Raw genomic sequence first — 12,030 nt, 5'->3', positions numbered from 1 at the left:
GCGAGTGGCGCGCATCACACCGACGGCAGGAGGGGCGCCGGGGTACGGCCCGGGAGCGCGGGGCCCGCTGTCAGAGGGCTCGGCTACCGTCCAGCTGCCGGCACTGCTCGACCGGCTCGTCGACGTCGGGAACACGGTGATCGTCATCGAGCACCACCAGGCCGTGATTGCACACGCCGACTGGCTCGTGGACTTAGGTGTTCTGTCCCGGGACCGGCCACGACGGTGGCCGGGTGTTCCTCACCGGGACGCCCGCGGATCTGGTGGCGCGGGCAGACACCCTCACGGCGCGCCATCCGAGGGAGTACGTCGGAGGTTGAACGGGATCCGCGGATACGCCTGAAACATTTCGTCCGCGTCGTCGCGTCAATGAGGTGCAGGGGTCGCCGACACACGACGGGGAGAGTGGAAACGGGGATGAGAGTGTCCCGCGGGGAGCAGTTCAGGGAGTTCGCGGCCGGCCGGGCCGCGCATCTGTACCGCTCCGCCTGCCTCCTCACCAGCGGGGACACTCACCTCGCCGAGGATCTGGTGCAGGAGACGCTGGGCCGGATGTATGTGCTGTGGGGGCGGGTCCACCGGATCGGCAACCCGGCGGGCTATGCCCAGACCGTTCTCGTCCGTGTCTTTCTCACCCACAAGCGTCGGCGTTCCGCCTCGGAACGCCCTGTCGGCGAACTGCCCGACACCGCTCTGCCGTCCGGACCCGGCGACGACCCCGAGTTGCGTATCGCGCTGCTCGGCGCGCTGGGGCAGCTCGCGCCCAAGGACCGGGCGGTGGTGGTGCTGCGGTACTGGGAGGACCGCAGTATCGAGGAGACGGCCGAGGCGATGAACGTCAGCCCGGCCGCCGTACGCACCAGATCGGTGCGGGCGCTGGCGAAACTCCGCGACCAACTCGGCGGGACTCTCGTGGAGTTCGCCGACCGCTGAGGCACGCGCCCAGCCACGCCCGCAGGCCGTGTACAGCCCGGCGGGGCCCCGAAAACTCGTGATACGTCCGTTTCTTGATCAGGGAGCGTGGTTCCCCATGCCTTTCGAAGACGAGCTCGGCGATGCACTGCGTCGCACCGGTGACACGCTCCGGCCCGCGGACCGGCCCGCGCTGGTGGACGGCGGGCTGAAGCTCGGCCGCCGCCGTCTCGCCCGGCGCAGGGCAGCGGCTGTGACCGGCAGCGTGCTGGCGCTGACGGTGGTGGGTGCGGCAGGCGCGTACACCAGCGGCGTGTTCGGCGCGGACGACTCGGGGAAATCGGTCGCCTCCCGGGCCGAAATTCCCGAGCTGGTCATCGAGGCCACCGACGGCAAGGTCACCGCGCGGGAGATGATCACGACACTCAAGGGACTGCTGCCGAAGGGCGAAGTCCTCGATGAGGGGGGCCGTGGCAGCTCGACGGGGCGCGGCTCGATGCCGTACGCGTCCGTCGTGTTCGACGACGGCAAGGGTGCGGCGGCGATCTCGGTGAGCCTGAACACCGTCGACCCGGACGGCGAGAGCGCCAAGGGCTACATCACCTGTCCCTCGCAGGCGCAGGTGCAGCACGAATCCTGCAAGGCCGAAACGCTGGCCGACGGTTCGAAGTACATGCTGTTCCAGGGGTACGAGTACCCCGACCGGCGCGAGGACACCAAGAACTGGCGGGCCACGCTGATCACCAAGGCCGGTGTGCTGATCGACGCGAGCGAGTACAACGCTCCCGCCCAGAAGGGCGCCGCCGTCACCCGGACCGACCCGCCGCTCTCCGCGGCTCACATGAAGTCCCTGGTCACGGGCGCGACATGGCAACCACTCCTCGAGAGGTTCCTCCAGGAGGCGGGTGCCCCGACGAAGGAGATCCCCGATCCCGGCGCGATCAGCAGCGACGCCGTGCACAAGACCCTCGCCTCGATGCTCCCCGAGGGTGTGAAGGTCACCGACAAGGGCGGCCGGTCGGGCTACGGCTTCGTGGTGGCCGACGACGGCAAGGGCAAGGGATTCGTCGGGGTCAACGTCCAGCCCGGCATGGGGGACATCGTCAAGGATGTCTTCGCCAAGGGATTCACCACCCTTCCGGACGGCACCAAGGTGATCCAGAGGCAGGAGGCCGACCCCGATCAGAAGGGCGGCGAGGGCACGGTCGGCTGGACCGTGGACACCCTGCGCCCGGACGGCTTCCGCGTGGTGATCATGGCGTTCAACGCGCCTGCCCAGGGCCAGGACGCCAGCCGGCCCGAGCCCGTACTGACCATGAAACAGCTCAGGGACATCGCGCTCGACGAGAAGTGGCTGAACCTGAAGTAGGGCACAAGGAGTGCTACTTCGCGTCGGAGTAGCGCTCCACCACCGCGATGGTGAACGGAAAGCGCACCGGCGTCCGTCCGAAGGCGATACGCCCGGCCAGCTCACCGGCCGCGCGGATCGCCTTCGTCACGTCCGCGGCCTCCTCGGCGGGGCAGTGCACGATCACCTCGTCGTGCTGGAAGAACACCAGCTCCGCGCGCATACCGGCCAGCTCCTGCCGCAGTGCGGCGAGCATCAGCAGCGCCCAGTCCGCGGCGCTGCCCTGCACCACGAAGTTCCGGGTGAAGCGGCCCCGGGCGCGGGCGTTCGTCGATGCGTAGCCGGGCGTGAACTCGCCTTCCTCCGGAGGTTGTTCCTCGCTCTCCTGCGGGATGCCCGCCTCCCCGTCGTCCCCCGCGCCGGCCGCGCGGGGACTCGTGCGCCCCAGCCAGGTCCGTACGAGCCTGCCCTCCTCACCGGCCTTGGCCGCGTCGTCGACGTACGCGACGGCCCGCGGGAATCTGCGGCGCAGCGCGGCCAGGTTCTTCAGGCCGTCGCCCGAGGTCTGGCCGTAGATCGCGCCCAGCAGGGCGATCTTGGCGTGGTCGCGGTCGCCGGAGAAGGCCCGGTCGGACAGGGCGGAGTACAGATCGCCCTCGTGACCGGCCACCTCCATCAGGCCCGGATCGCGGGAGATCGCGGCCAGCACCCGTGGCTCCATCTGGTCGGCGTCGGCGACCACCAGCCGCCAGCCGTCGTCGGCGACGACGGCACGCCGGATCACCTTCGGGATCTGAAGTGCCCCGCCCCCGTTGGTCGTCCAGCGGCCCGAGACCGTGCCGCCGGGCACATACCCGGGCCGGAAGCGGCCGTCGCGCACCCAGTCCTGCAGCCAGCTCCAGCCGTGTGCCGTCCAGATGCGGTACAGCTTCTTGTACCGGACCAACGGCTCCACCGCCGGATGGTCGAGCTCTTCGAGCTCCCAGCGGCGGGTCGACCTCACCCTGATCCCGGCCTGGGCGAACGCCTTCACCACATCCGCCGGAAGATCGGGACGCACCCGTCGTCCGAAGGCCGCCGACACCTCGTCCGCGAGCTCCGCGAGCCGGCGCGGCTCGCCCCCGCCCGCGTATCGCTCGCCGAGCAGCTCGTGCAGTACCTCGCGATGCACATCCGCCCGCCACGGCAGGCCCGCGAGGTTCATCTCGGCGGCCACCAGCATCCCCGCGGACTCGGCGGCCGTCAGCAGGCGCATCCGCCCGGGGTGCTCCGCGGTGTCGTGTCTTCGCTGCTGATCGGCGTACACCTCCAGCAGTGCCTGAAGCGGCACGGCGACGGGCTGTGGCTCGAACAGCGACGACTGCGACCCGGGCTCCGCGGCCCTCCCCCGCAGCCTCCGGCGCGGGTGGTACCCCAACGGCTGATCGGGCGGTACGGGGGCGTGGTGCAGGCGCGCGAAGGCCGCGGCCGCCGACCGGGGCTCGCCGAGCCGGCCCTCGTGACCGAGCAGGAGCAGTTCCGCGTCCTCGATGTCGTAACACCGCTCGACCCGGACTCCCGCGGCCAGCAGCCGGGGATAGACCTCGGTTGTGGAACGCCACACCCAGCGGCCCACCTGCGGCCGGGAGCGGACCGCCTCGACGAGATCGGGCTCCGCCAGAACGGGTCCCGCGGGCAGGCCGTCAGGGCCGAGGGGAACGAGCCGTGCTCCGTCCCCTTCCGCCGCCGCCAGAGCCCACCGTTCGCTCATGGGTGCGAGTCTGGCAGGCGGCACCGACAACCCGGCGCGATGCCACCCCGCGGATGCCGCGCCACCGCGGCCGCCGCTGTGCCACCTGCCGCCGCTATGCCACCTGGTGGAACAGCGCCGAGGCCTCGCCGCGGGAGGCGACACCCAGCTTGGTCAGGATGTTCGCGACATGGAACTTCACCGTCGACTCGCTGATGTGCAGCTCCTGCGCGATCACCCGGTTGCGGTGGCCACGGGCGAGATGCGTGAGGACCTCGAGTTCCCGGTCCCCCAGCGGCGCCAGCGGATCGGCGGCAGCGGCCTGCGGCGCGCCCAGCGGGAACGTCGCCGTGACCGTCGTACCCCAGCCCGGCACCGCGTCCACGTCCAGCCGGCCACCCAGCGCCTCCAGCCGCTCACCGACCCGCTGCGGGCCCAGCGTGCACATCGAGACCCGGCCGGGGCCGTCGTCCCGTACGGTCGCACGCAGTTCGCTGTCGGTCAGCGACCAGCTGACATGGATTCGGTTCACCGCGTCCTGCTCCAGGGACGTCAGCAGCACGGCCCGTACGACCGCGCGGGCCGCATGTGCCACATCCGCTGCCAGCGGCCGGGCGGATTCGGGCGCGCCCAGCTCCAGTCGGACCGGGCTGTGGCGCACCAGCGGCCGCAGCGAGTCGGCGAGCCGGGCGAAGGCCTCGGCGGCCGGCTCCTCGGAGACGGCCTGGTCCCGTTCGGTCTCGGCACGCAGGTCCACCAGGGCGGTGACCGCCAGGTCGACGGCGGCGGCGCGGGCGGCGGCGTCGTCCAGCTTCCGGCTGCGCAGCACACCCAGCAGTCCGGACAGGGCGGTCGCGTGGTACTCGGTCAGCTCGGCGATCACCCGGGCCCGCTCGCCGGCCGAGGCCCGTGAACGGGCCAGAGTGGACGGGACCGCCTCGGTGACGAGCCGGTCGAAGTGGCTGGTCACCAGGTCCCACAGGGCCTGGACGACGGCGCTGTCGGTCTCGGCGAGCGGCGAGTCGTCGCTGCGCACGAGGACCAGCAGCGCTCCCCGCTCGGTCGCGTCGCTGGCCACCGCGAGCACCGGGCGGTCGGCCCCGCCGATCCTGGCGGTGCCCTGCCAGGGTCGGCCCGCGGGCACGGAAACGGTGAGCGGGTCCAGCTCGGCGGCGGTGATCCGCCCGACAGCGTTCCCGGAGGCGCTGTGGGTCTTGAACGGGGAGTGCGCGCAGTGCGTGGAGCGTTCGGCCACGGCAAGGTGGGGGACGAGCGCGGCCAGTGTCGCCGAGAGCCGCGGCAGGACCCCGCCCAGCGGCTGTCGGATCACGTCATGGGCTGCGGCCAGCGCGGGCGCGGCGTGTGTGGATCCCGTGAGCTCCATGTCCGCCAGCGTACGGCGCCTGCCCCTGTCGGCGGCTGTCCGTTCGGCCAGGTGCAACTGTCCGGAAGGCGGGCGGGATCGGTGCCCGCGGAAGACGAGGGTTGATCGTGGCGGAAGGAGCCAGACATGGAAGCGATCGTCTTCGAAGAGTTCGGCGGACCCGAAGTGCTGCGATTCACCGAGATCGAGGAGCCGCACGCGGGACCCGGCCAGGTGCGGGTCCGGGTCCGGGCGACGGGGGTCAACCAACTCGACCACAAGATCCGCAACGGCTGGCTGGAGGGGCAGTTCCCGACCCCGTTGCCCGCGACGCCCGGCCTGGAGTTCGCCGGGATCGTCGACGAGGTCGGCGAAGGGGTGACCGGCACGGCCGTCGGCGACGAGGTCCTCGGCTGGCCCGTCACCGGCTCGTACGCCCAGTACGCGCTGGCCGAGGTGTTCGCCCCCAAGCCGCCCGGACTCGACTGGGCGGACGCCGCGGCGCTGCCGGTCGCGACCGAGACCGCGCAGCGGGTCCTCGGCCTGCTCGGGGTGCGCGCGGGCGAGACCCTGCTGCTGCACGGTGCCGCGGGTGCGGTCGGCACGGCCGCGGTCCAGCTCGCCGTGGCGGCCGGTGTCCGCGTGATCGGTACATCGTCGCCCGGCAACCACGACCATCTGCGCGAGCTGGGCGCGATCCCGGTCGCCTACGGGGACGGGCTGATCGCACGGGTCCGGGAGTCGGCGCCCGAGGGCGTCGACGCCGTCTTCGACGCGGTGGGCCGGGGCGTGCTGCCGGACTCCGTCGCGCTGCGCGGCGGGACGGCCGAGCGGATCGTCACCATCGCCGACCCGGACGCGGCCGCGCACGGGGTGACGTTCTCGGCGGGCGGCACGGAGCGTCCCGAGGTCGCTTTGGCGGAGCACGCCCGGCTGGCGGCGGCGGGCAGGCTGCGGATCCGTATCGACGGGATCCACCCGCTGCGGGACGCCGCGAAGGTGCAGGCACTGAGCGAGACCGGTCATGCGCGAGGAAAGCTCGTGCTCATTCCGTGACGGGGTCCGTGCCCGCGGCGGGGCCGGGTGCCGCGCCGGAGGCCGTGCCGGGGGAGCCGAGCGTACGGACGACGCGGGCCGGGTTGCCGACGGCGAGCACCCCGGCCGGCAGGTCCCTGGTGACCACCGCCCCCGCGCCGACGACGCTGTCCTCGCCGATCGTGACCCCGGGGCAGACGATCACGCCGCCGCCCAGCCATACGTTGTCGCCGATCGTCACCGGGACCGCTCGCTCCCAGCCCGCCCGGCGGCGCTCGGTGTCCAGCTCATGGACGGGGGTGAGGAGCTGGACGTTCGGCCCGATCTGCACGTCGGCCCCGATCGTGATGGGCGCGGCGTCCAGGAAGACCGCACCGAAGTTGACGAACGTACGGTCGCCGATGCTGATGTACCGGCCGTAGTCGCACTGGAACGGCGGCCTGATGCGTACGCCCTTCCCCAGGGAACCGAGCAGCTCGGCGAGGATCCTGTCGCGGGCGGCGGGATCCGCGCCGCCGCCCGCGTTGTACGCGGCGCACAGTTCGAAGCGCCGCTCGTTGTCCGCCGCGAGTTCGGGGTCGTCGGGGAGGTACCACTCGCCGGCCAGCATCCGGTCCTTGTTCACGCCCATCCGGTGTTCTCCCTGTTCGTCGGTCTCCCTAGGATTGAGCGTTTCCGGGCCTGAGCGACAGCGCGCGGCTCGACGCGATCACGAAATTCACAGGGGTGGGGATCCAGCAATGCGCAGTGCGATGCGAGGTCTGGTGAGAGGCGTGGGCCTCGGAGTTGTTCCGGCGGCGTTGCTGCTCGGGACGGTGGCCGGCTGCTCGGCCGAGCCGGAGGCGGCCCGGCCCGCGGGCAGGACCGCGAGCGCCAAGGGCGGTGACGACGCCGAGGGGGGCAAGGCCGGCGGTGCGCAGGGCGCCGAGAAGGGCGGTTCGGTCGGCGGTTCCGGTTCGCCGTGCGCCCTGCCCGTCACCTTCGACCTCGCCGCCTCCTGGGAGCCCGAGGCCGTCGACACCGCGCTGGGCGCGCTCAAGCAGGGCCCGGTCACCCTCGTCTGCGAGATCGACGCGAAGCCCGCGGGAAACATCGGCTTCATGCGTGTGTGGACCGGCGGCAAGCGGGGCGACGACGCGCGCAAGGCGCTCGAGGCGTTCGTGGCGGCGGAGTCGAAGAGCCGTGAGCAGGAGAAGTACGGCGAGACGAAGGCGGGCGAGTTCGCCGCGGCCGAGGTCAGCTATCTGAACACCGATGATGCGCTGGATGCGCCCAAGAAGGAGCGGGCCCTGGCCTTCACCACGCCGAAGGGTGTGGTCCTCCTGCACCTCGGCGGGCTGGACACACAGGAGCACGAGCAGATGCTCCCGGCGTACGAGCTGGCCAAGAAGTCCATGAGCGGCTCCTGAGCATGTGCGGGGCGCGTGGCCTGCGCCCCCCGGGGCGCGGCCGCGCACGTTCGACGACGCGGCCCGGGCAGTGAGTCGCCCCGCCGGGCCCGCGATCACCGTGCACGACGAAGGCGCCCTGATGCTGGGTGAAGACCCGCAGCGGAGTGCGATGAGCCGCAAGGCGGTGGTGGTCGTGCCCCAGGCTCCCCGTTCCGCGATGTGCTGATAACAGCCACCGGAGGGTGTCCCACGAGGCAGGGCGGTCCTTGCCCCGTGGGACGATCTGAGGTGTGAGCAGCGTGGACACGGTCGGGAAGGCGCTCGCCGCCGCGCTGTACGCGGACGGCGACGAAGGGCTCGACACGGGCGCGTCCCTGCTGGCCGCCGACCCGGCCGCCGACGGCGAGCTGCGGCTGCGCGGCGAGGAGTACGTCCGCCGGGCCTGGGAGGGCGGCTGGCAGCCGGCCGATGTCGTGCGCCTTGTGCGCCGTGACCTCGACGAGCCTCATGAGCGGCTGGCGGCGGAACTGATCACGGGCGAGTCGCAGCGCTACGGGAGCCGTCTCGCACCGCGCTGGAAGGCGCAGCTCGCCGAGCTGGCGGGCCTCGCCCCCTACCGGGCGGACCGTTTCTCCTACGCTACCGCCGTGCTGGAGCTCTACCGCCTGCTGCTCCGCCTCCCGCGGATCGAACCGGTCGACCCGCCACCGGGCGCCGCCCCGCTCTCCATTCCCTCGCCGCACGAGCCGCGCATGCTCTCCCGTATCCGCGCGCTGCTGGCGAAGGCGGAGGCGACCGGCTACCCGGAGGAGGCGGAGGCGCTGACGGCGAAGGCGCAGGAGCTGATGGCGCGTCACAGCATCGACGACGCGCTGCTGGCGGCGCGCACCCATGGCCCTGACACCCCGTCCGCGTGCCGGATCGGCGTGGACGCCCCGTACGAGACGGCCAAGGCGATCCTTCTCGACGCCGTCGCCTCCGCGAACCGCTGCCGTGCCGTGTGGAACAGCGCCTTCGGCTTCTCGACGGTCGTGGGCTTCGAGGGCGACCTGGAGTCGGTCGAGATGCTGTACACCTCGCTGCTGGTGCAGGGCACCACGGCGATGACGCGGGCGGAGGCCGCACAGCGCGCGGGCGGCCGCAAACGTACGAAGACCTTCCGTCAGTCGTTCCTGATGGCGTACGCGACCCGGCTCGGCGAGCATCTCGCGGCGGTGGCCGACGAGGTGGTGACCGAGGACATGCTGCCGGTCCTTGCCTCGCGCGATGTGGCCGTCGCCGACCAAACGGACCGGATGTTCCCGCGGACGACGGCCACCCGGGTCCGCGGCGTCACCGACCTCGGCGGCTGGCAGGACGGCACGGCGGCGGCGGACCAGGCCCAGGTGACGCCGCGCCGCGACAGACTGACCCCCTGAGGCGGGCCGGTCCCGGCGCCCGGAACGGCGTCGGGTCTGTGCCCGGGACGGCGCCGTGCCTGCGCCCGGTGAGGTGTCGGCTTGTGGACCCGGGCCGGAGCAGGACCGCCGACCGTGCACGACCAGGGCCCGCGGGCACGCTCAGGCTCCCCGCAGTGCTGGAGCTCGACCGCGTCGCAGGGTCCTACCAGGACGACTTGCGCACTCCGGGGAGGAACCCGGCGTGTGCCTGCTCGCGTACGCGCACCCTGGACAGCCCGAACTTCCGCAGATGCCCTCGGGGCCGGCCGTCCACGCCGTCGCGGTTGCGCACGCGCGTGGCGCTCGCGTCACGCGGCTGGCGACGCAACTCGGCCTGTGCGGCCTGCCGTTCCGCCTCGGGTGTGCCCGGCATGTGGAGGATCTCCTTCAACTCGGCCCGCCGCGCGGCGAATCGATCGATCACGGCCCTGCGCCGCTCGTTGCGGACGATCTTGCTCTTCCTGGCCATCAGACCTTCACCCCGCGGGCGCGGATCCGGGCGACGGCCGCTTCGATGCCGATGGTGTCGACGGTCTTGATCGCGCGGGCACTGAGGGTGAGCCGGACGTGGCGGCCCTCACCGGGGAGCCAGTAGCGCTTGCGCTGGATGTTGGGGTCGAAGCGGCGGGAACTGCGCCGGTGCGAGTGGGAGATCTGGTTGCCGAAGCCCGGCTGGGCGCCGGTCAGCATGCAGTGCGCGGACACGGTGATGCACCTCTCGTAGGAGCCAATTTGGTAATGGGAATCGTTTCCATATACTACCCGCATGGCTCGCACCGACATCCGCCCGGTCATCAAGCTCCGCTCCACCGCGGGCACCGGCTACACCTACGTCACCCGCAAGAACCGCCGAAACGACCCCGATCGGCTGACGCTGCGCAAGTACGACCCCGTCGTCGGCCGTCACGTCGACTTCCGAGAGGAGCGCTGAGCGATGAAGCCCTCGATCCACCCCCCGTACGGCCCCGTCGTCTTCCGCGACAAGGCGGCCGGCTTCGCCTTCCTCACCGGCTCGACCTCCACGAGCGGGAAGACGGTCGAGTGGGAGGACGGCAACACCTGTCCCGTCATCGACGTGGAGATCTCCCCGGCGAGCCACCCCTTCTGCACCGGCACGGCTCGGGTACTGGACACGGCCGGCCGCGTGGAGCGCTTCGAGCGGCCGTACGCCGGGCGCGAGGTCCGCTGATGCTGCCGGTCGCCCTCGTCGGCGGTCTGCACGCCGACGCCCGCAAGGCCGCGGTGGATCGGCTGCTCGCCGCCGTTCCGGGCAGCGTCGCCCTCCATCACGACCTCTCGACCGCGCCGGGCGGCACAGTGGTGCGTACCGTCCGCGACCGCGCCGGTGTCCGCGACACCGGCGAGACTGCGCTCGTCAACGACTGCGCGTGCTGCGCGCTGCGTGAGGACCTGGTGCCCGAGCTGGAACGGCTCGCGGAGGGCGGGGCCACCCGCCTCGCCGTCGTCGAACTGTGGGACTCGGTCGCGCCCAAGGCGATGGCCGAGGTCATCGCGGCACACGGCGGCGAGTCCCTCGTGGTCACCGCGGTCATGACGGCTGTCGATCCGGCGCTGGTGCTGCCGTATCTCGGCAACGGCGACGATCTCGCCGAAGCCGGTCTCGCGGCCGCCGCATCGGACCAGCGCACGATCGCGGACACCTGGGCGCGTCAGCTGGAGTACGCGCCGGTGCTCGCGGTCGTCGAGAGCGAAGAGGCGGACGAGGAGGACCACGCGCTGCTGACCCAGCTGCACCCGACGGCCCCTGGCTCGCCGACCGGCCGGACACCCTGCTGGCGTGGGACGCGGCGGGCGGCGCGCTGTGTGTGGAGAGCGCGGGCCCCTGGCTCGCCTCGCTGCCGGACGCCGCCTGGGAGATGGTGCCCCCGATACGCAGGGCGGCGGCCGCGCTGGACTGGCACGCCGACCACGGGGACCGCTGCCAGCACCTGGTATTCGTCTCACCCGGTCTCGACCGCGACGGCCTTGAACAGCTTCTCGAATCCTGCGTGTTGACCGATGACGAGTACGCCGCGGGCCGAGAGGCCTGGAAGCGGCTGCCATCCGCCTTCGACTCCCTCCTGGAGGTCTGACATGTCCCCCCGCCGCGCCATCGTGCGCAAGCAGCCCGCCCCCCGTCCCAACCCGCTGGATCAGGCGGGCATCACCTACGTGGACTACAAGGACACCGATCTGCTGCGGAGGTTCATTTCGGACCGCGGCAAGATCCGCAGCCGCCGGGTGACCCGCGTCGGTGCGCAGCAGCAGCGGCGGCTGGCCCGTGCGATCAAGAACGCCCGGGAGATGGCGCTGCTGCCCTTTTCCTCGTCCGCCCGCTGACCCACGGGACGGGGGACTGAGCCGATCGGCGGTGAGATACGTCCTTCTCCACGAGGGGCACTCGAGGACGTGCCTGTAATCGTAGGACCCCCTCACGTGCACGTGCATCTGCCCGTGCAGTCGCTCATGCGCCGGCATGTGAACAGAGCTATGATCCGGGATAGTTGACACCTGCACCTTGCATCCCGGGAGCGACTTGTGCACCACGTGTACAACGGCATGGCGGCCACGAAGCTTCAGGGGGTCGTCTGGCAGAAGAGCAGGCACAGCAACTCACAGGGATCCTGTGTGGAGTTCGCCAAGCTGCCCGGCGGCGACGTGGCGATGCGCAACTCGCGGCACCCCGACGGCCCCGCACTCGTCTATACGCCCGCGGAGATAGAAGCGTTGCTTCTGGGCGTCAAGGACGGGGAGTTCGACCATCTGATCGCGGGAGCCTGACGGGCCGGGGGCGTGCGCCGCACGGCCGAGTG

Annotated in this window: 14 protein-coding genes and 2 pseudogenes; 11 read left to right on the top strand and 5 right to left on the bottom strand. The window is 71.9% G+C overall.

All coding sequences use genetic code 11. The annotated features are described in order from the left end of the window. Positions 1 to 91: 91 nt before the first annotated feature. The 3 genes and pseudogenes from ACFYWI_RS31260 to ACFYWI_RS31250 all read left to right on the top strand — a co-directional run. Positions 92 to 320, top strand: a pseudogene (locus ACFYWI_RS31260) (hypothetical protein); the annotation flags it as partial. A gap of 97 nt (positions 321 to 417) precedes the next feature. Beyond that, complete coding sequence (locus ACFYWI_RS31255) at positions 418 to 933, top strand: SigE family RNA polymerase sigma factor (RefSeq protein ID WP_389238980.1); 516 nt, start codon at positions 418 to 420, stop codon at positions 931 to 933. A 97-nt stretch (positions 934 to 1,030) separates the two neighbouring features. Further along, positions 1,031 to 2,281 (top strand): hypothetical protein, encoded by a 1,251-nt coding sequence (locus tag ACFYWI_RS31250; protein ID WP_389238978.1) that lies wholly within the window; start codon positions 1,031 to 1,033, stop codon positions 2,279 to 2,281. Positions 2,282 to 2,294: 13 nt separating this feature from the next. Here the strand turns inward: ACFYWI_RS31250 and ACFYWI_RS31245 are convergent, their stop codons facing one another. Both ACFYWI_RS31245 and ACFYWI_RS31240 read right to left on the bottom strand, forming a co-directional pair. Beyond that, positions 2,295 to 4,010, bottom strand: coding sequence for a bifunctional 3'-5' exonuclease/DNA polymerase (locus ACFYWI_RS31245; RefSeq protein WP_389238976.1), 1,716 nt, complete (start codon positions 4,008 to 4,010; stop codon positions 2,295 to 2,297). A 94-nt stretch (positions 4,011 to 4,104) separates the two neighbouring features. Further along, on the bottom strand, positions 4,105 to 5,373 hold the full coding sequence (locus tag ACFYWI_RS31240) for a LuxR C-terminal-related transcriptional regulator (protein ID WP_389238974.1): 1,269 nt from the start codon (positions 5,371 to 5,373) through the stop codon (positions 4,105 to 4,107). A gap of 126 nt (positions 5,374 to 5,499) precedes the next feature. Here ACFYWI_RS31240 and ACFYWI_RS31235 point away from each other — a divergent pair, with 126 nt between their 5' ends. Further along, positions 5,500 to 6,408 carry an NADP-dependent oxidoreductase gene (locus ACFYWI_RS31235; RefSeq protein ID WP_389238972.1) on the top strand — a complete coding sequence of 303 codons (909 nt, stop codon included), beginning with the start codon at positions 5,500 to 5,502 and terminating at the stop codon, positions 6,406 to 6,408. Here ACFYWI_RS31235 and ACFYWI_RS31230 read toward each other — a convergent pair. Continuing rightward, positions 6,398 to 7,018: a sugar O-acetyltransferase gene (locus ACFYWI_RS31230; protein WP_389238970.1), complete on the bottom strand. Its 621-nt coding sequence runs from the start codon at positions 7,016 to 7,018 to the stop codon at positions 6,398 to 6,400. The genes ACFYWI_RS31235 and ACFYWI_RS31230 overlap by 11 nt on opposite strands. A 109-nt stretch (positions 7,019 to 7,127) precedes the next feature. Here ACFYWI_RS31230 and ACFYWI_RS31225 point away from each other — a divergent pair, with 109 nt between their 5' ends. Both ACFYWI_RS31225 and ACFYWI_RS31220 read left to right on the top strand, forming a co-directional pair. Beyond that, a complete protein-coding gene (locus ACFYWI_RS31225) occupies positions 7,128 to 7,796 on the top strand; it encodes a lipoprotein (RefSeq protein WP_389238967.1) in 669 nt (222 codons plus the stop codon). Positions 7,797 to 8,068: 272 nt separating this feature from the next. Beyond that, positions 8,069 to 9,196, top strand: coding sequence for a DUF2786 domain-containing protein (locus ACFYWI_RS31220; protein ID WP_389238965.1), 1,128 nt, complete (start codon positions 8,069 to 8,071; stop codon positions 9,194 to 9,196). Positions 9,197 to 9,380: 184 nt separating this feature from the next. Here the strand turns inward: ACFYWI_RS31220 and rpsN are convergent, their stop codons facing one another. Both rpsN and rpmB read right to left on the bottom strand, forming a co-directional pair. After that, positions 9,381 to 9,686 (bottom strand): 30S ribosomal protein S14, encoded by a 306-nt coding sequence (gene rpsN / locus ACFYWI_RS31215; RefSeq protein ID WP_389238963.1) that lies wholly within the window; start codon positions 9,684 to 9,686, stop codon positions 9,381 to 9,383. After that, positions 9,686 to 9,922, bottom strand: a complete 237-nt coding sequence (rpmB, locus tag ACFYWI_RS31210) for a 50S ribosomal protein L28 (RefSeq protein ID WP_389238961.1) — start codon at positions 9,920 to 9,922, stop codon at positions 9,686 to 9,688. The genes rpsN and rpmB overlap by 1 nt, the downstream gene beginning before the upstream one ends. A 61-nt stretch (positions 9,923 to 9,983) precedes the next feature. On the opposite strand from rpmB, the gene rpmG reads away from it, so the two are divergent. The 5 genes and pseudogenes from rpmG to ACFYWI_RS31185 all read left to right on the top strand — a co-directional run bounded on the left by rpmG (position 9,984) and on the right by ACFYWI_RS31185 (position 11,998). Further along, positions 9,984 to 10,148, top strand: coding sequence for a 50S ribosomal protein L33 (gene rpmG / locus ACFYWI_RS31205; RefSeq protein WP_389238959.1), 165 nt, complete (start codon positions 9,984 to 9,986; stop codon positions 10,146 to 10,148). A gap of 3 nt (positions 10,149 to 10,151) precedes the next feature. Then, positions 10,152 to 10,406, top strand: a complete 255-nt coding sequence (locus ACFYWI_RS31200; RefSeq protein WP_389238957.1) for a type B 50S ribosomal protein L31 — start codon at positions 10,152 to 10,154, stop codon at positions 10,404 to 10,406. Then, positions 10,406 to 11,310, top strand: a pseudogene (locus ACFYWI_RS31195) (GTP-binding protein). The gene ACFYWI_RS31200 and the pseudogene ACFYWI_RS31195 overlap by 1 nt, the downstream one beginning before the upstream one ends. Before the next feature lies 1 nt (position 11,311). Then, a complete protein-coding gene (rpsR, locus tag ACFYWI_RS31190) occupies positions 11,312 to 11,557 on the top strand; it encodes a 30S ribosomal protein S18 (protein WP_389238955.1) in 246 nt (81 codons plus the stop codon). A gap of 198 nt (positions 11,558 to 11,755) precedes the next feature. Further along, positions 11,756 to 11,998, top strand: coding sequence for a DUF397 domain-containing protein (locus tag ACFYWI_RS31185; protein WP_389238953.1), 243 nt, complete (start codon positions 11,756 to 11,758; stop codon positions 11,996 to 11,998). Positions 11,999 to 12,030 lie beyond the last annotated feature (32 nt).

Source organism: Streptomyces sp. NPDC002889, assembly GCF_042888425.1.
Lineage (GTDB): Bacteria > Actinomycetota > Actinomycetes > Streptomycetales > Streptomycetaceae > Streptomyces.
Note: the sequence above shows the minus strand (reverse complement) of the source record. Positions and strands in the feature narration are given on the sequence as shown.

What these genes read in the sequence shown, in the direction of transcription:
- ACFYWI_RS31225 (WP_389238967.1), top strand. Translation starts at nt 7,128, where the DNA reads ATGCGCAGTGCGATGCGAGGTCTGGTGAGAGGCGTGGGCCTCGGAGTT.
- ACFYWI_RS31235 (WP_389238972.1), top strand. Translation starts at nt 5,500, where the DNA reads ATGGAAGCGATCGTCTTCGAAGAGTTCGGCGGACCCGAAGTGCTGCGA.
- ACFYWI_RS31230 (WP_389238970.1), bottom strand. Translation starts at nt 7,018, where the DNA reads ATGGGCGTGAACAAGGACCGGATGCTGGCCGGCGAGTGGTACCTCCCC.
- ACFYWI_RS31200 (WP_389238957.1), top strand. Translation starts at nt 10,152, where the DNA reads ATGAAGCCCTCGATCCACCCCCCGTACGGCCCCGTCGTCTTCCGCGAC.
- ACFYWI_RS31240 (WP_389238974.1), bottom strand. Translation starts at nt 5,373, where the DNA reads ATGGAGCTCACGGGATCCACACACGCCGCGCCCGCGCTGGCCGCAGCC.
- rpsR (WP_389238955.1), top strand. Translation starts at nt 11,312, where the DNA reads ATGTCCCCCCGCCGCGCCATCGTGCGCAAGCAGCCCGCCCCCCGTCCC.
- rpmG (WP_389238959.1), top strand. Translation starts at nt 9,984, where the DNA reads ATGGCTCGCACCGACATCCGCCCGGTCATCAAGCTCCGCTCCACCGCG.
- ACFYWI_RS31255 (WP_389238980.1), top strand. Translation starts at nt 418, where the DNA reads ATGAGAGTGTCCCGCGGGGAGCAGTTCAGGGAGTTCGCGGCCGGCCGG.
- ACFYWI_RS31250 (WP_389238978.1), top strand. Translation starts at nt 1,031, where the DNA reads ATGCCTTTCGAAGACGAGCTCGGCGATGCACTGCGTCGCACCGGTGAC.
- rpsN (WP_389238963.1), bottom strand. Translation starts at nt 9,686, where the DNA reads ATGGCCAGGAAGAGCAAGATCGTCCGCAACGAGCGGCGCAGGGCCGTG.
- ACFYWI_RS31245 (WP_389238976.1), bottom strand. Translation starts at nt 4,010, where the DNA reads ATGAGCGAACGGTGGGCTCTGGCGGCGGCGGAAGGGGACGGAGCACGG.